This is a genomic window from Streptomyces sp. NPDC018263 (assembly GCF_055562575.1).
The window spans coordinates 654,544-670,552 of sequence record NZ_JBVHFA010000003.1; the positions used below are offsets into that span (position 1 = coordinate 654,544).

The window sequence follows — 16,009 nt, forward strand, 5'->3', positions numbered from 1 at the left end:
GGAGGGTCCTTCAGCGGATGCTGGCCACGGCGAGCGCGGTGGCGGTGATGATGAGGGCGCCGGTGCCGAGAGCGGGCGGGACGGCCCGCCAGTCGACGGCGGCGAGCACGGCGATGGCGGCGAGGGCCGTGACGGCGAAGCAGGCGGCGAGGAGTGCGGCGGCCATCAGTTGTAGCCCCCGCGCATCTCGTCGGTGGGCGGCTGCGCACCTGGTGGTGCGGGCGTCCGCTTGGCGGCCCGGCTGAGCGCGTTCCGGATGTGGTTCTCGGGGACGACCAGGCGCCGGGTCTCTTCCAGGCGGGCCGCGATGTCGCGGGCTGTGGCGTCGGGGCCGAGAGCTGTTGCGGCCTCCTCGACCGCGCCTTGCAGGCTCAGTGCGGGCAGAGCCGGGGGCGGCGCGCTGACCTGCGGCGCAACAGGCGCATCAGGTCGGTGCACCTCGTACTCGGCGGGCTGCTCACCGAGGACCACGGCGACGGCGACGGGGTCGACGGCGAGGCCGTAGGTGCTGAGGATCGCGGCGAGTTCGACTACGTCCGCATCGGGTCGCGCATCAGCCGCGAGGCGGATCGCGTCGGCCGGGTCCATGTCGGCGAAGGTGTTACGCAGCCGCTCGGTGGCGGACGCCGGGCGGGACGGTACGGCGGGCGCGCCCAGGGCGGGTGCGGCGGCCGCGCCGTACATGGAGGCGAGGGCGGCATCGGCTCCGTCGCGGACGCGGGTGCGCTGTACGTCGACCAGTCCGGCGCCGAGCTGGGCGTCGCCGACGCCGACGTGCTGGGCGAGCCGCCAGTACCGGCGCACCGCGCGCTTCTGCTTGCCCTCGTCAGGGTGGCTGTCGGCGACCGCCCGCTCGTAGGCGAGACGGCGGGCGACGTCCGCGTTGCGGCGCATCGTCTCGGCGTCCACACCGGTGCGGTAGATGACGATCGAGCGGGCGATGAGCCCGAGCCCTTCGGCGGCGCCGGACATGGCGAGCGGGGTGACGGCGTAGACGGCGGACTCGGTGACGCTGTCGGCGATGGCCAGCCCGGTGAAGCTGGCGGATACCGGGGCAAGCCAGAGACCGGCGCGGACGGCGGCCGGGGAGGCCATGCCGAGCATGGTCCGGCCCAGCATGATCAGGGACAGGATGAGGGTGAGGCCCTCGCCCGAAGCGACGACACCGCCTGCGGTGGCCCGCCGGTGGAACTCGGAGACCACGTTGCCGTAGGTGCCGACCGCTCCGACGGTGCCGACCGTGAGCATGGCCACGGCGGCGGCGGTCAGGACCGCGATCTGCCCCTTGGTGAGGGTGAGCGTGTTCACCGGCTCTCACCCCGCTCGGCGTCCAGCGCCTTGACGAGCTGGCGCGCGACGAAGTCGAGGTGAGTGGCGGTGACCAGCATCTGGCCGTGGCTGTGGATGTTGGCCGTGGCGCTGTCGGCGAGCGCCTCACGGACCATGTCCAGCGAGAGGTCCAGCGAGTGAAGGTCGGGCTCGCGGCTCTGGCCCGGCGTGTAGAGGGCCTGGAAGGGCTCGTTCACCGGGTCACCGCCGGGGTGCCGTACAGGCCGGGCGTGCGGTGGGTCTGGGCGGCGCGGGCCGGGGCGGCGTCGGCGTAGTCCCGCTGGCAGGCCCGGTGGAGGGCGGCGAGCCGGTGCTTCTGGGCGGCGACGGCGTTGGCCGGGGTGCGGCGGATGATGCCCGCGGCGATAAGCCTGCGGGTCGGGTGGGTGACCTGCGCGCTCTGCGGCGCGCTAAGGTTCCGCTGGGTCATGAGGGTGTACTCCTCTTGATCAAGTGGTGGTCCCCGGCGGCCGGTAGGGTCGGCTTGCCGGGGGCTGCCCGCTTTCCGGGCCTATTCGGTTGTGGTCGGGGTCCGATCTGGGCGTAGGGTGCCCGTGCCGTACCGGAGGATCGATCTTCGTACTGCGCTGGAGTCGAGACCGAGAACCTCGGCAACCGCCTCTCTGGTCTTCAGCTCGCGCACTCCGTCTTCGAGCGCTGCCGCTCGCCTCCGGGCACTCTCTGAGATCAGGTTCAGCAGTCGCTTCTGCTCACGGTCTTCGGCCGCAACTCGCTCGCGCCAATCGGTTGATGGCACGTCACTTACCTTAGCGTGACACTAGTGTCACGGGCAAGAGGTTCACGCCGATACCCCCTGTGTGTCCGCTCGTTGGGCATCAGCCGGCCCACCGTACGAGGAGGACTAAGTGCCGCAGCCCGCCGAGCAGTGCCCGCGATGCGCTGGCCCACTGGCCAGCTTTGAAGGCGATACAGGCGCGGTGTCTCGGGTGTGCGAGCTGCGGATCTGTGGCCCCTGCGGCGTGGACGAGGCCGCTCGCCAGCACCTCGGTCTTCACCCGGTCCTGTTCCTCACGCGCCCGTTCATCGACTCGCTGCTCACGTGGGCCGACGTGGCCGCGGCCCGGCCCGTCACGCGACTTCGCTCGGCTGGTAGTACCTGAGCAGCAGCAAGTCCTGCTCGCTCCGGTACTCCGTCTTGCACCACCGGCAGCGCACCGGCTCACCCGGATACCTGCGCAGCACGGCCCCGCACACGGTGCCGGCGTCGTCGGTGACGGCGACGCAGTAGCCGAGGCGCTGCGCGCGGGCCGGCGGCGCCCCCACGATCGTGAGCGCGCTCGACTCCAGCGTCCGCACCTCGGCGGCGAGTTCGGCGGCGGCCGGGTACCGGGCGGCGATCCAGTCCAGTTCCATTCGCAGCCACCGGCAGTGCGCCATGAGGTCGGCGGGGGCGGGGGCGCCGCGGCCGGGCCAGCGGGCGGCCTGGATGTCGGTCCGGCGGGCCTCGAGCACGCGCGCGGCCCCGCCGAAGTCGACGGCGTCGAGGACGTCGAGGTTGATCGGCGCGCGGGCTTCGACGGGCGCGGCGGTGACGACCTCGGCGAGCCCGGTCACCCGGGGCACGATCGAGAGTTCGGCGTACAGGTCGGGCAGGCCGGCCAGCCGGTCGGCGAGGCGGGTGGTGCAGCGGTCGCACAGGTACCGGTCCCCGGCGTCCCGGTCGGTGCAGGCGGTGCAGGTGCTCACGTCGTTCTCCAGGGGTGTGGGACGGTGGGGCTGGCCGGCCGCCCGCGCTCCCTGCGGGCGGCCGGTGCTGCTAGCGGGCGGTGTGGTTACCGGTCTCCTCGGCACCCCATGCCTCGCACGTCTCGGTCAGGGAGGCGGCGCATGCCCAGTTGCCGGTCCGGGGCCGTCCCGGCCGACCCGCGTTGATGAGTTCCGCGAGTGCCCACGCGACCTGGATCGGGTTCGCGATTCCCGGCACGGGCAGCAGGGCCGGTTCTTCATTGCCGCCGTCACGGCGGCACTTCGCCCACAGCCAGGCCGGGCCGGCTTCCGGCTCGCCCTGCTCGGCTTCGGCTCCGGTGTGCCACTCCCAGATCAGCAGCAGCCCCTGCGGCCAGTCGGTGTCGGACATGCCGTAGGTGACGTCGGGCGTGAAGTGGAGCAGGGAACGCAGGTAGCAGTAGCTGCCGCGAGTGTCGGTGTTGTCGCTCTGGATGCTGGCCGGGTCCAGTCCGACCTCGGCGAGAGCGGTGCCTACAGCCTCGATGTAGTCACTGTGCGGAAGAGCGGTCATCTTCGTGCCTTTCGTCAGGGGATGCAGAAGGGTGGGCTGGCCGCCCGCGCTCCCTGCGGGCGGCCGGAGCTGCTACTGCTCGGTGGCGCTCAGGGCCCGGCGGATCTCGGATGCGGCGGTGGCCGCGTCCGGCCAGCAGAAGAGACGGTCGACGCTCAGGGCGCTGATGGACTCCTGCCAGCCCTCGGTGGTCCAGGCACGGCCGCCTCCGCGCGCCATGACGCTTGCGGCCCAGCCCGTGCCGTGGGCGAGGGCTTGGCGGCGCAGGAGCAGTTCGGTGCCGCCGTTCTCCGGCACCGGGATGCGGTACTCGGTGGCGTCGGCGGCGAACGCCTGCGCCCGCGCCAGCTCGCTGGTGAGCCGGTCGATCTCGAGCGCGATGTGCTGGACGTGTGCACGGTTGCCGCGTGCCACCTCACGGGCGGTGTTGGCCTCGCGGATCTCGGTCTCCACGTGGTGCCGCAGCGTGCCGGCCTCGTCCTCGGTGAGGGTCCGGCCGCGCTGGAGGCGGGTGAGGAGCACGAGCAGGGACTCGCGGCGCAGGAGGCGCAGCGTGTCCTCGTCGGCGGCCGGAACCTCGTCAGTCGTCAGCAGCGGCCACGGCCCCGTGCCCACGAGGCGCTGCTCGGGGTGCTTGGTGCGGAAGTGGTCAATGGCCTTCTCCGGGGTGGACAGCGGCACGATGGCGGGGCAGAGCGGGCAGGCGACGGGCGGCGTCACCGTGTCGTCGGCGGTGGTCGCGATCGCAACAGCGTTGCCGTGCTGATCGCGCGACCAGACGGTGCCGGTCGATGCCTCGGTCCACACCGGGGCGTCGGGAGCGACGAGCGGCAAGGACCGGCCGTCGTCGCCGTCCGCGACGCCCGTCGGCATCCGGTCGGCCCAGCGCTTGACCTGCGTCGTCAGGGCGTCGATGGCGCGGACGACGGCCCGCAGGTCGGTGGTGGGCTGGGTCATCGCTGGGCCTCCTTCGCGGCCTGGAGGGCGTCCTGCGCTTCGATCTCCCGGGCAGAGGCGGCGCGGTGAACCGGCATGGCGTTGACGCGGACTCCGGTGTCACGGCCGTTGTCGAGGAGGACCCAGCGGCTGAAGCCGGTCTCCCAGGTCAGCAGCGGGCGCTCCCGCTCGTCGTCCTCGTCGAAGCCGCCGTACATGTAGTCCTCCCAGTCGTCGGCGGCGCGGGCCTTGGCGGTGTCCTCGTTCAGGTAGATCGCGTAGCCGTCCCAGGTGGGGTCGTCCTCGCGCCAGGCGAGGTGGACGGTGATGGCTCGGGCAAGTCGGGTGCTCATGCGTGGTGGTCCTTCCGGGTGCAGTGGGTGGTGTCGTGACGGGTGCCGCCGGTGTGCCAGGCGGTCAGGCAGCAGGAGGTGTGCAGGTCGAGCCAGCCCCGCGCGACCTCGGCGGCGAACTGGTCGTCGGCGCGGGCCCGCAGCCGGGCGGCCCGCTCGGCGCGCACCGCCGCCGTACGCCGGTCGCGGGCGGCGAGGGTTTCGCGGCGGGCAGCGGTCAGCAGCAGGGCGGCCGTGCAGCACAAGGCGGCCGCATGCCCGTGCGCCTGGTGCAGGGCGGACACCGACGCGAGGAAGACGAGGTAGCCGGCGGCGGCCACACAGGCCATGCGCAGGGCGCGGATGGCCGGGGTCACCGAGAGACCTCGCTCTCGGTCAGCTCCAGCAGCGCGGGGTCCCAGCCGTCCGGCAGGTTCGCGGCGAGCATGGCCTTCAGCCAGTTGGGGCGGAGGACGTAGCCGCGCGGGCCGTCGTTGCGGACGGACTCCCAGCCGTAGGTCGTGATGGTCTTCCCGACCGCGCCGGACTTCAGGCGCCGGGGGCCGGTCACGGCGACGTACGCGCGGGGGCTTCGGTCGCAACCCTCGTACCGGGTCAGATCGATCTCGACGTGCTCCGGGATGACCACGCGCCCGCTGGACGGCTCGGTCAGGTCGCCGGTCCCGGAGACCGGGAAGGCCACGGTGACATTGACGACCCTGGTGTAGCGGTCGGGCAGGAAGTGGATGGTCATAGGTAGCTCCCGGTGAGGTTGACGGTGCGGATACGGGTGATGTGGCGGCGGCCCAGGCCCTGCCCCCACAGGTCCGCCCAGTAGCGGAGCCGGGTCGGGCGGGCGTGGTAGCAGGCGGTGCCGGGCAGAGCGCCGGAGGGCAGGAAGTGGCCGGCCGCGCAACGCGGACGGGCGCTCACGCGGCGGCCCGCTTCGTACGCCGGTGCGCGGCGAGCGCGTCCCGGCACGGCTGGCAGACCGGCAGCCCATAGCGGCGGTGCTGGTTCACACCCGCCGGTGTGCCGCAGACCCCGGTCCAGTCGGGGAACGCCTCGGGGTCGTCAAGCTGTTCGTCGTCCCAGGCGCCGACCGGTGCCCACTCCTGTGCCAGGGCATGGGCCTTGGCGCGGGCGACACCGGCCGCTGTGGCGCCGTGCTCGGTCGGGTCCTGGTGCCACAGCGCGTCGTACATGGCCTGGACGGCGAGCGCCCGGCGGACCAGCACGGTGGGGCGGCCGAGCATCTGGCCGAAGTTGCTCGGGGTCATGCCGAGGTGGGCGGCGAGGTGCTGCTGGGGCCAGCCGACCGCGACCAGGGCGTGCACTCGGCGGTGGGTGCCGAGCGGGCTGATCAGGGTGGACGGCGCGAGGTTCTCCAGCGTGGGCTCCACAGCCAGGACGGCGGCGGCCAGCTCGGGCCGCACCTTCTCCTGCGGGCCGGTGCCGCGCTCGGGGCGGCCGGTGAGCACCGCCTGGAGCCGCTTCCGGTCGATGCCGGCGGCGGCCGCGATGGTGCGCAGGCCCATCGAGCAGGAGCGGAGGTCGGCGATGTGGGCGCGGACCGGGGCGGCATCAACCCAGGGCTGCCACGTGCCCGCAGTGATGGCCTTGGTGCGGTTCTCGTCGTAGGCGCTGCGGGCGGCTGCGCAGGTGTAGCAGCGGCAGCCGTCCAGGCGGTAGCGGGCGTACCCGTGCGGGCGGGCGCTCACGCGCTCACGACGATCTCGGAGAGGGGCGTACGGCCGTCGAGCTGAGAGTGCAACTGGCGCAGCCGGGCGAGGGCGAGCCGGTCCCGCTTGCACAGCGCGCGCCGCACGGGGCCCGACAGCCGGTTCCAGCACGCACTGCACAGGTAGTGACCAGGCTGCCGAGGCTTCTTGCAGGAGTAGCAGGGGGTGAGTCGCATGGTTCCTCCGTGGTGTGATGGGGGAGGTCCGGGCCTGTTAACGGCAGGCCCGGACTGTCAGGCGGTGGGAACGAGCTGGCCCAGGACCCGGCCGACGCGGTCCTGGTCGATGAGGTCGGCGACGTCGCCGGAGCTGGCGCCGGGCGGGACGGCGATACCCAGGCGGCGGCAGAGCCCGAGCTGCTTTGGACTGGGCTGCCCGGACCTCCACCGCGATGCCTTGGAGACGAAGGCGCCAGCGCCGCCGAGAACCTTGGCCTGCTGCTCCAGCCAGGCGAGCGCCTCCGGCAGGGGCCGGGCAGTGTCGTCGCGCGGAGGCTGGACGCCCCTCTCGTCCGTCCAACGGCGCATCCGGTACAGCCGGGTGCCGGCGTCCCGGACCAGGAAGAGAAACGCGGCCGGCGTCAGCCGGATGAACCAGGTCCCAGACGTGGTGCGAAGCCACCGGATCTGGCTGGAGCCGAAGAGGCTGATCTCCTCGACCTCGACCCGCGCGGCGAGCTGGCGGCGCTCCGCAACGGCGGCGGCCTCCTCGGCGACCTCGCGCAGGCTCCGGCCCTTGGTCTCATCGCCGATCTCCCGGTCGGTCAGGTCGACCATGCTGGCGAGCTTGTGCCGGGTCGAAGCGCCGAGGACATCGAGCAGCAGGGCGTCCGTCTTGCCGGGCGCCGGCCGGAGGGCACGGCCGACCATCTGCACGTACAGGCCGGGGGACTTGGTGGGCCGGGCGATCACGGCGCAGCTCGTGTGCGGCGCGTCGAACCCCTCAGTGAGCACCATGCAGTTGGTGAGGACCTGGACCTCACCGGCGGTGTACCGGGCGAGGGTCGCCTTGCGCTCGTCGCGGCCCATGTCACCCCACACCGGGGCGGCCGTGATGCCGACCCGCTGGAGCGCGGCGGCGGCGGCCTGCGCGGTCGCCACGGTCGGGGTGAAGACAACGCCCGCCCGGTCGGCCGCGTGCTCCAGGTACGCCTTGGCGATGGCGTCCAGCGCCCCGGAGTCCTCCAGCGCCTTGCCGAGCTGGCCGTCGACCAGGTCCCCGCCGCGGGTCTTCACCTTGTTCAGGTCCAGGGTGTCGACCGTGACGCGTTTGCCGCGGACGTCGCAGAGGTAGCCGTCGCTGATCATGTCGAGGATGTCCAGGCGGAAGACGACGTCTTCCCAGACCTCGGCGAGCCCGCCGTCGGTGCGGGTCATGGTGGCGGTGAAGCCTGCGACCGGCACGCCGTCCCAGGCGCCGAAGTGCCGGAGGACCTCCATGTAGCTGGGGGCGGCGGCGTGGTGGCACTCGTCCACGATGATCAGGCCGATGTCCCGGATGGCCTCGCGGCGCTTCTGCACGGCCAAGGTCTGGACGCTGGCCACGATCACGTCGGCGTCGGCGTGGTCGTCGCGGGCCGCCTTGACGATGCCGACCCGCAGCATCGGGTCGACGGCGAGCAGCTTGGACGCGGCCTGCTCGATCAGCTCCTCCCGGTGGGCGATCACCAGGACGCGGTGTCCGCCAAGGCTGTCGAGCATTTGGTGAGCCAGCGTGCTGAAGACGACGGTCTTGCCGGCACCGGTGGGAAGGACGACAGCCAGGCGGTTGCGGCCGTCGGCCCAGCCCGAGCGCAGGGCCTCGATGGCGTCGAGCTGGTAGGGGCGGGGAGTGAAGGACATGTGGTCACCTCGTTCAGTGGTGTGGGGGAGGGCGGTACGCGGTGCGTACCGGCTGCGTACCGGCTGCGTACCGGGCCTAAGTGGCCTCTGACCTGCTCTTATGTCTCTCTTTTAGGGGAGTGGTACGCAGGTACGCAGGAACAGACAGGGGTCGATGTGTGCGCGCTCGCACGCACGCACCCGCACGCACGCACCCGCCTGAGGGGTGCCATTTCCGGGCGACTGCGTACCGCCCTCGGATCGGCGTCCGATCCGCCTCTGACCTGCGGAGATCCAGGGCGCTCGGTGGTACGCACCTCGTGCGTACCACCGGCCTCGCGGCCCTCACGCCGCCTCATCGCCGAATGCGATACCGGCGGGCGTGAAGGCGATGCACTTGGCACGAGCGCCGTCGAACCGGCGCGGCACGAGGTGCGCCGGGCGCTGGCTCTTCAGCGTCTTCACGTACTCGGCATCGACCCAACTGCCGATCACGGCATCCAGCGAGTAGTCGGCGTCCGCCAGGATCTTGCGGACCCGCTCGGGCAGAAGCGCCACCTCGACCACGCCAGTGGCCCTGTCGGTCGACAGGACGCCGAGCCAGCCCGCGTACGGCGGCCGCTCGCTCATGGCTGCCCGGGACGTGGAGTACAGCTCGTGGGCGTGTGCGGCGACGTACTCCCGCACCACGTCCAGCGCCATCTCGGGCCGGTTGTCAGTCGGGTTGTGGGCGGTGAAGAGCGAGCGCCACGTGTCGGACGGCAGCGGCTCGTACGGCAGCAGCCCGGTCCGGCACGCCAGGACCTCGGCGAGCGCCAGGACGGCGACCATCGGGGCGCGGCGGTTCGTCATGTCGCTGCCGCCGCGGAACTCGTCCACGAGCGACCGGTGGTGCTCCTTGAGCTTCTCCCGGCCGTTGGGCTGGGCGAGGCCGCTGAGGATGTAGCGGATGAACTCCGGTCCGGCGTGCCCATGGTGAGCGAGCACGCCCTCGCGGGCTGCTGCCGCAGGCGGGCCGCCGCCCTCGCCGAAGGGCGGGATCGTGGTGCCGAGGATGCGGGCAGCGGCGCCCTGGCTGGTGGTGAAGCTCAGGGCCGGCCGCTCGCCGGACGACAGGAGGATGGTCTCCCAGGGCAGCATGTTGCCGAACGCGCCGCCGCTGCGCGCCTTCCCGTGGTTCATCGGGAGCTGGTACAGCACCTCATCGATGAGGCTGTCGTCGGTGACGGCCATGGTCTCGTCGAAGACGGTGACGATGCCGCGCACGAGGTTCAGCCGCTTCTCGATCGCGTAGAGCGTCGTCCGCCAGTTGCTCATGGCTGAGGCGTGTTCGGACGGGTCGGCCCACACGCTGAGCGCGCATTGGAGCGCGGTCGTCTTCCCCTTGGTGGACCGGCTGGAGATGTCGAAGGTGAAGGAGTTCAGCCCGAGCGGCTTGAGCAGGGGCGCGGCGAGCGCGGCCGCGATGGCGACGCGCGGCACCGGGAAGGCGGACAGGCCCGCAATGGCGTCCCGCCACCCAGCCAGGTCCCCTTTCCTGGCGTGCGCGCGGGCGGGACCACGCTGCTCCTCGAAGGGCACGTCGACCTTGATGCCGTCCTCGGGGGAGGAGACGAACGTGCCGTCGTCCTGCCAGCCCAGCCAGCGGGCCAACTGCTCGCTGGGGATGCGGCCGACGTTGCTGGCCTCGAACTCCGCCAGCCACTTCTCCACGGCCCGCGCGTCTCCCTCGACTGCGGGGAGTCCGGCGCTGCCGAGCGACTCGATCAGCTTGCGCCCGCGCTTCGCGGTCTCGCGGCTCACGATGCGGGAGATACGGCGGGGCCGCCCCAGGCTGCGGTCGATCCAGGACAGCTCTACGTACTGGTCGCCCTCGGGGTCCTCGAACGTGGCCGTGATTACCAGTGGGGCGAAGGTGACGCGCAGCCAGTTCTCCCCGCTGGTGCTGAGCACCTCAACGCCACGGGCGGCCGTGATGCGGTAGTCATAGGGGGTGCGAACCGTATCCGGAAGCCCGAACGTACCGGCGTAGTCGAAACCTCCTTCCTCTCGTGCCGTGCCCTCCTGAACCGCCTCATCGGTGGCCGGGGCCTGCTCCTCCTCGGCGGGGCCGGCCGCAGGAGCAGGCGTCAACGACCGAGAGGGAGCTGGAGCCCCGACCGCAGCCAGCCTCCTGTCCCCGTAGCCCTGACGGGCCAGCTCGCGGGCAGCCGCCTTGTGGTCCCCGCCGTGCTGCATGAGGGCGTACGCGCCGAACTTCGAGTACGGGACATCGCTCTGGAACTCGCTGCCCGTGGCGAAGACGAACAGGCGGTCGTGCTCGTCCTTCCCGGTGGTGGCCTTCACCCCGCCGATGCCGTCGGCCCAGCCCCAGTAGGTCTCGCGCCCACGGGTGTGCAGCGGGCGGAACGTGCCGCTGAGGATGTCGGCCCAGGACGCCCTGGCCTCGAAGTCGTCGCCCGGCCGGAGAGTCCCGTCCGGCCGAGGCGGGGCCGGACGGGGCGCGGTCTTCGGCGCCTCGGGCTGAGGGAGCTGATCGGCGACCTGGCATGCGTCCCGGATCGCCTCGGCCGTCTCGGCGTCGAGAGTGGGGATGGTGCCGGGGCCGCCTGCGAGACACACGTACGGGCGCCCGGAGGCATGCACTGCACCGCCGGACGGCTCCACCAGGCCGTAGCCGCCCTCGCCGCGGGTCTCGATCAGCACCCGGATGATGCGGGAGTTCGGCCGCTCGCGGAGGCGCTGCTTCTCCTCCTCGGTGTACTCGTCTTCACGTGCCAGGCGCGAGGCGAGCTTGGTGTTGCCGGGGACGGGGCCGCCCTCGATCCGGTACCGGAAGTGCCGGCCGCCGGAGGGGGACTCGGTCACCCAGCCGTTCGTGATCTCGGCCCAGGCCTCACTGAGCCGTGGGCCGGATGCCTCCATGATCTCCGTGACCTGGTCGAGGAGACCCTCGCGGATGGCCAGGCCCTCGAACTCGATCAGTTCGAGGTTGCCGGAGACGGCCCCGTAGACCACGGCGATGCCCGCCGGTCGGTCCGTGGAGAACCAGGTGTCGTGCTCCTCCGGGGTGGACCGCGTCGCCTTGTACGGGGTCCACCGGACGGCCGGGGCCTTCGTGCCGTCGGCCTTGATGGGCAGCACGCACAGGCCGGCAGCGTCCAGCTCGCGGGCGGCGGCCCGGAGGTCGGAGGTCTGTGAGTCGGTCAAGAGGTGCTCCTGTGGTGCTGCGCGAGGTGGAGGTCCGAGACGCTGGAGATCCAGGAGGCGAGGCCGGTGACGCCTCGGCGGATGCGCCTGCCTCCGTGGTTGGGGTCAGGGATCTGGTCGGTGCTGTAGGCCGGCCCCTCGCGGGGGTGTGGGCAACCGGAGCGCATGCAGTCGTAGCGGGCCCGCTGTCCTTCCAGGTCGACCACCAGCTCGCCGACGACCTGCTGGCGGCTCACCCGGTCACTCCGCTCTGCGCGACGGCGGCCTGCCAGCGGCGTCCCTCCTGCATCGCCTCGTCGCGCTCGGCGATGCGCTCGCGGAGCTGGAGGAGCGTGATGGTGACCACCTGGCCAGCGGGGATGATGGCGACGCCCGCACCGCCGGTGGTCCAGATGACCGTCACGGAGGAGGGCTGGTCGTCAGGGTCGGCGCGCGTCTCGTGCAGGGTGATGCGGTGCTGCCGGGCGACGTGGCGCAGGGTCTCGCGGCCGAGCAGGTCCATGACCCAGGCGAGAACGGCGGCCGGGTGGCCGGTGATTCGAACGATGTCGCCGATGGCTTCCAGGCACTCTCCGAGGTCAGGGCCCGAAAGGAGCCGGGCAGCCTCGATGTCGGCGAGAACACCTGCGGTGGTGAGGGGCTCGGTCACGACTCGCCCCCTGCCTCGGTCGGCTGGACGAGGTGCAGGAAGGCGAGGAGGTCAGCCTTCCTGACGCGCTTGGTCCGGCCGAAGTTGAGGATCTCGATGGGGAAGGCACCATCGCGGATCAGCTTGTATCCGGTGCCCCTGGAGATGTTCATCGCGGCGAACGCCTGCTTGACGCCGGGCATCGCGGGCAGGGCGAGGACTTCCTCCGGCGTGAGCGCGGGGACGGGCGCGGTCATACGGCGGCCTGCGCGGGGATGAAGGCGCGGCCAGCGCGCTCCATCGGGATGAACAGAACGAGGAGGTCGACGCCGAGCGTGGCGCAGATCGCCTTGGCCTTGTCCTCGGGGACCGCGCGCTGGGTACCGGCCATGAGCGCGCCGACAGTGCCGTGTGCGACCCCGGCCGTCTCGGCGAGTTCCCTGCTTTTGATGGCCTTGCCGGTGCCCGTGCGCTCCATCAGCATCTTCAGCCGGTCGCTGCTGGCGACGGCGTACATGGTGGGCGGGTTGCTGTTCTCGTGGCTCACGTTCACCTCATGGGATAGATCATTCATCTCGTTGAATGAGGTGGGTGCAGCATTCCATGGGTTGAACAGATTGTCTAGCTCATTGAATGAGAAGGGGGCGTGCGCCTGTAACCGGCCAATGACGCAACGCCACCTGGCGTACTCACTCGACCTGCTGAACAATCCGTTCAGCGTGATGAATGAACAGAGGGACTGACCAGCCCGTAAGCCTCAGCGATGGGGGCAACCCCTGAACGGGCCTCGAATGACCGAAACCACGGGAGTGGCAGGATGTTTGCCATGGCGGCCAAGGACGGAACGCGGAGTGAGACAGTGACAAGCCCTGAACGGCGGACCCACCTCGGTGACCTGATCCGGGCGCGCCGCGCCGAGCTTGGGGAGAGCCTGGATACGTTCGCCCCCAAGGCGGTTGACGTCGACAGTGGCACGCGGGTCACCCGTGGCTACATCTACCGCCTGGAGAAGGGGGAGAAGGTCACGCCCCCTGTTTTCGAGGAGCTGAAAGCACTGGCTGCGGCGACGCGACTCCCGCTGGAACGCCTCCAAGATGCGGCTGGCAGTCAGTTTCACGGCGTGGACCCACTACGCAGTGGGTCCGGCGAGGCCACGGCATATGTGCGAAAGCTGGACCAACTACCCCCCGAGCAGCGAGACCGGCTGCTCAGGCTGATCGACACGCTTGTGCCGCCCGAGAGCGGGGACGAGTGATCCGGCCACGCCCATAGGTTTACGCTGAGTGATGATCGACAGCAGCCCGTAGAGATTTGTGACGCGTGGTGCGATCATGACCGAGGTTCGGCGGTGCAGGTTCGCTGGTCCGCGCTGTAATTCGAACACTTGAGCGGAAGATGGGGGAGGTGCAGATGGCGCCACGCGTCTGGTTCTTCGCCAGTGACGACCTGCCTGAAGGGGAGGTGATTACGCCAATCCGCACTCCCGAGGGACTGGCCCTCGGGGTGCGCCCGGGAGCGAAGATGGACGAGGTCCTCAACGACCTCAACCGGGTGCTCGGCTGGGCGGCTCAGACGGGCATGCTCCACGTACGCCAGATCCAGAAGCCGCCCGAACAGCGGCCCGATTAGCCATACCCTGCTGCGAACACGGTGGCCTTGGGCGTCCTCTCCCGCCCGCCGGCCCGCCAGTCCGCTGCACCATCTGACACGTTGCACAACAGGAGGGGCGCCCATGCCCGCATCACGCCGAGCCGGAAGCGTCTTCAAGCGGTGCGAGTGCCGCGCCCCGGACGGAAAGCTGCTGGGCCAGGCATGCCCCAAGCTGAGCCGCAAGAACCACGGGTCTCCCGCAGTACGCCAGGAACTGCCCCCCAGCGCTGCTGGGACCCGGCGCACGTTCCGGCGCACCGGCTACGCCAAGGTCACCGACGCGCAGAACGACTTGGCCCGCCTTCAGTCCATCCTGGGCCTCGCGAAGGATGAGACCGAAGCGCTCCGCATCGGCGACTACCTCGCGGACCTCAACTCCAAGCGCGCGGACCTCCCCGAGGTCGCCGACGTCTCCCGGAGGCTCGGAGTCGGCGTACTGCTGGACGGCAGCACCACGGTCGGCGACTGGCTTGACTACGTCATGGCGAACAAGGAGACGCGGGTCGGTACGAACCGCGCCTACGCGAGCCACATCCGGGTGCACCTCAAGCCGGCGCTCGCACACCTCCGGCTGGACCGGGTGTCGGTCGGCCACTGCCAGGACATGTTCAACGCGATCGATGACCGCAACGACACGATCCGCGCCGAGAATGCCGCCCGCCGCGAACAAGAGGCGCGCGCCACGTGGAAGAAGCCAGGCCGCCCGCCCACGAAGGAGCGCGAGCGTCTCGCTGCCGAACGCGCCAAGCTCGCCCAGATGCCGCCGTACCGACGCATCACCGGCCCGGCCACCAAGCAGGCGATTCGCCGTACGCTCCGCATGGCGCTCAACAAGGCCATCGCGGCACAGCACATCACCTTCAACGCGGCCTCCCACGTCGAGCTGCGCGCGGCCGCACGGCCCAAGGGCCTGTTGTGGACGGACGAGCGGGTCGCACGTTGGCGGGAGACCGGCGTACGGCCGAGCCCCGTCATGGTCTGGACGCCCGCGCAGCTCGGCGCCTTCCTGGACGCGGCCGAGAGCGACCGGCTGTACGCCTTCTTCCACTTGGTCGCCCACCACGGCCTCCGCCGCGGGGAAGGGGTGGGCCAAGGCTGGTCGGACTTCTCGGCAGTTCGGAAGGAGATCCGGGTGTCCGCCGAGATCGTGGTTGACGGATGGACGCCGATCGAGACCGCGCCCAAGACGGACGGGTCCGTCGGCGTTGTCAAGATTGACGCCGGGACGGTCCAGGTACTCCTGGAGCACCGGCAGCGCCAGCAGCGCGAGCGGGCCGCATGGAACGAAAAGGCGGCCGCCTCCCGCGAGCAGGGGAAGAAGGCGCTTGACTGGGTGGACACCGGCAAGATGTTCGTGCAGGAGTCCGGAGAGTGGTTGCATCCGGACGTGGTCAGCAAAGCGTTCCGCCGCATCGCCGACGAGGCCGGCCTACCGCCCATCAACCTCCGCGATCTCCGGCATGGGGCCGCTGCGTTGGTGAAGGCCGGTGGTGGCGACTTGCACGACGCGAAGGTGAAGCTCCGCCACTCGACCATCACCCTGACCTCGGACACGTACATGGAGCTGTTCGAGGAGTACGAGGACGAGCTGACCGAGGCGGCCGCAGCCGCCGTTCCGCGAGCGCGGCGAGAGCGTGGAACGACCCCTGCTCCGGGTTCTGTGCCAGAGCAGGGGCCGAGTGCAGCCTCGCAGCCAACGAGCGCTGATATGACTCGCCCAGAGTAGGCGCCCGCACTGACATCTGGCAGTCCTCGACGTACAGTTGAGACGAGTTGGTGCTGTGAACGAAGGGCCTCTGACCTGCGGGTCAGGGGCCCTTTCTGCTGGCCCGCTGCTGGCCCGAACGCCACGCAACTTGGTGATACACGGTGGTACTCGATGGTGCGGCATGCACCGCGTATGGGCTGTCGCACGGGCCGTGACCTGCACTCATTGGCACTCAATGCACTGCATGAAACTCGGTGGTACTAAACCCATCAGCCCGTCCGCAGACTTTTAATCCATTGGTTGTGGGTTCGAGTCCCACAGGGCCTACGTGAACGCCCCCGGCTCGACGATCCGTTGAGCCGGGGGCGCGTCCGTTTTGTCCGGCGCCTCGGGG

Annotated in this window: 22 protein-coding genes; 3 read left to right on the forward strand and 19 right to left on the reverse strand. The window is 70.9% G+C overall.

Annotated features, from left to right (window positions below):
- Nucleotides 1–10: 10 nt before the first annotated feature.
- The 19 genes from ACZ3HQ_RS12240 to ACZ3HQ_RS12330 form a co-directional block, all read right to left on the reverse strand.
- On the reverse strand, nt 11–166 hold the full coding sequence (locus tag ACZ3HQ_RS12240; RefSeq protein WP_467509910.1) for a hypothetical protein: 156 nt from the start codon (nt 164–166) through the stop codon (nt 11–13).
- On the reverse strand, nt 166–1,308 hold the full coding sequence (locus ACZ3HQ_RS12245; RefSeq protein WP_467509912.1) for a conjugal transfer protein: 1,143 nt from the start codon (nt 1,306–1,308) through the stop codon (nt 166–168). The genes ACZ3HQ_RS12240 and ACZ3HQ_RS12245 overlap by 1 nt, the downstream gene beginning before the upstream one ends.
- On the reverse strand, nt 1,305–1,526 hold the full coding sequence (locus tag ACZ3HQ_RS12250) for a hypothetical protein (RefSeq protein WP_467509914.1): 222 nt from the start codon (nt 1,524–1,526) through the stop codon (nt 1,305–1,307). Before ACZ3HQ_RS12250 ends, ACZ3HQ_RS12245 begins: the two co-directional genes overlap by 4 nt.
- Complete coding sequence (locus tag ACZ3HQ_RS12255; RefSeq protein ID WP_467509916.1) at nt 1,523–1,759, reverse strand: hypothetical protein; 237 nt, start codon at nt 1,757–1,759, stop codon at nt 1,523–1,525. Before ACZ3HQ_RS12255 ends, ACZ3HQ_RS12250 begins: the two co-directional genes overlap by 4 nt.
- A 659-nt stretch (nt 1,760–2,418) precedes the next feature.
- The gene (locus tag ACZ3HQ_RS12260) at nt 2,419–3,036 is read right to left on the reverse strand and encodes a hypothetical protein (RefSeq protein WP_467509918.1); all 618 of its coding nucleotides are present in this window, start codon (nt 3,034–3,036) and stop codon (nt 2,419–2,421) included.
- Between the two features lie 70 nt (nt 3,037–3,106).
- Entirely contained in the window at nt 3,107–3,589 is a 483-nt protein-coding gene (locus ACZ3HQ_RS12265) for a hypothetical protein (RefSeq protein WP_467509920.1), read from the reverse strand.
- A 72-nt stretch (nt 3,590–3,661) separates the two neighbouring features.
- A complete protein-coding gene (locus ACZ3HQ_RS12270) occupies nt 3,662–4,546 on the reverse strand; it encodes a hypothetical protein (RefSeq protein WP_467509922.1) in 885 nt (294 codons plus the stop codon).
- Nucleotides 4,543–4,878: a hypothetical protein gene (locus ACZ3HQ_RS12275; protein WP_467509924.1), complete on the reverse strand. Its 336-nt coding sequence runs from the start codon at nt 4,876–4,878 to the stop codon at nt 4,543–4,545. The genes ACZ3HQ_RS12270 and ACZ3HQ_RS12275 overlap by 4 nt, the downstream gene beginning before the upstream one ends.
- Nucleotides 4,875–5,234: a hypothetical protein gene (locus ACZ3HQ_RS12280; protein ID WP_467509926.1), complete on the reverse strand. Its 360-nt coding sequence runs from the start codon at nt 5,232–5,234 to the stop codon at nt 4,875–4,877. The genes ACZ3HQ_RS12275 and ACZ3HQ_RS12280 overlap by 4 nt, the downstream gene beginning before the upstream one ends.
- Nucleotides 5,231–5,611, reverse strand: a complete 381-nt coding sequence (locus tag ACZ3HQ_RS12285; protein ID WP_467509928.1) for a hypothetical protein — start codon at nt 5,609–5,611, stop codon at nt 5,231–5,233. Before ACZ3HQ_RS12285 ends, ACZ3HQ_RS12280 begins: the two co-directional genes overlap by 4 nt.
- Nucleotides 5,608–5,790 (reverse strand): hypothetical protein, encoded by a 183-nt coding sequence (locus tag ACZ3HQ_RS12290; protein WP_467509930.1) that lies wholly within the window; start codon nt 5,788–5,790, stop codon nt 5,608–5,610. Before ACZ3HQ_RS12290 ends, ACZ3HQ_RS12285 begins: the two co-directional genes overlap by 4 nt.
- Nucleotides 5,787–6,578, reverse strand: coding sequence for a hypothetical protein (locus ACZ3HQ_RS12295; RefSeq protein ID WP_467509932.1), 792 nt, complete (start codon nt 6,576–6,578; stop codon nt 5,787–5,789). Before ACZ3HQ_RS12295 ends, ACZ3HQ_RS12290 begins: the two co-directional genes overlap by 4 nt.
- On the reverse strand, nt 6,575–6,775 hold the full coding sequence (locus ACZ3HQ_RS12300; protein ID WP_467509934.1) for a hypothetical protein: 201 nt from the start codon (nt 6,773–6,775) through the stop codon (nt 6,575–6,577). Before ACZ3HQ_RS12300 ends, ACZ3HQ_RS12295 begins: the two co-directional genes overlap by 4 nt.
- Before the next feature lie 57 nt (nt 6,776–6,832).
- Nucleotides 6,833–8,440, reverse strand: coding sequence for a DEAD/DEAH box helicase (locus tag ACZ3HQ_RS12305; RefSeq protein WP_467509936.1), 1,608 nt, complete (start codon nt 8,438–8,440; stop codon nt 6,833–6,835).
- A 324-nt stretch (nt 8,441–8,764) separates the two neighbouring features.
- Complete coding sequence (locus ACZ3HQ_RS12310; protein ID WP_467509937.1) at nt 8,765–11,629, reverse strand: DUF927 domain-containing protein; 2,865 nt, start codon at nt 11,627–11,629, stop codon at nt 8,765–8,767.
- Nucleotides 11,626–11,865, reverse strand: coding sequence for a hypothetical protein (locus ACZ3HQ_RS12315; RefSeq protein ID WP_467509939.1), 240 nt, complete (start codon nt 11,863–11,865; stop codon nt 11,626–11,628). Before ACZ3HQ_RS12315 ends, ACZ3HQ_RS12310 begins: the two co-directional genes overlap by 4 nt.
- Nucleotides 11,862–12,278, reverse strand: coding sequence for a hypothetical protein (locus ACZ3HQ_RS12320; protein WP_467509941.1), 417 nt, complete (start codon nt 12,276–12,278; stop codon nt 11,862–11,864). Before ACZ3HQ_RS12320 ends, ACZ3HQ_RS12315 begins: the two co-directional genes overlap by 4 nt.
- A complete protein-coding gene (locus ACZ3HQ_RS12325) occupies nt 12,275–12,514 on the reverse strand; it encodes a helix-turn-helix domain-containing protein (protein WP_467509943.1) in 240 nt (79 codons plus the stop codon). Before ACZ3HQ_RS12325 ends, ACZ3HQ_RS12320 begins: the two co-directional genes overlap by 4 nt.
- Nucleotides 12,511–12,804, reverse strand: coding sequence for a helix-turn-helix domain-containing protein (locus ACZ3HQ_RS12330; protein ID WP_467509945.1), 294 nt, complete (start codon nt 12,802–12,804; stop codon nt 12,511–12,513). Before ACZ3HQ_RS12330 ends, ACZ3HQ_RS12325 begins: the two co-directional genes overlap by 4 nt.
- A 279-nt stretch (nt 12,805–13,083) precedes the next feature.
- On the opposite strand from ACZ3HQ_RS12330, the gene ACZ3HQ_RS12335 reads away from it, so the two are divergent.
- From ACZ3HQ_RS12335 to ACZ3HQ_RS12345, 3 genes are all read left to right on the forward strand, one after another.
- On the forward strand, nt 13,084–13,512 hold the full coding sequence (locus ACZ3HQ_RS12335) for a hypothetical protein (RefSeq protein ID WP_467509947.1): 429 nt from the start codon (nt 13,084–13,086) through the stop codon (nt 13,510–13,512).
- Nucleotides 13,513–13,718: 206 nt separating this feature from the next.
- The gene (locus ACZ3HQ_RS12340; protein ID WP_467509949.1) at nt 13,719–13,886 is read left to right on the forward strand and encodes a hypothetical protein; all 168 of its coding nucleotides are present in this window, start codon (nt 13,719–13,721) and stop codon (nt 13,884–13,886) included.
- Between the two features lie 103 nt (nt 13,887–13,989).
- Complete coding sequence (locus ACZ3HQ_RS12345; protein WP_467509951.1) at nt 13,990–15,633, forward strand: tyrosine-type recombinase/integrase; 1,644 nt, start codon at nt 13,990–13,992, stop codon at nt 15,631–15,633.
- The last annotated feature ends 376 nt before the right edge of the window (nt 15,634–16,009 follow it).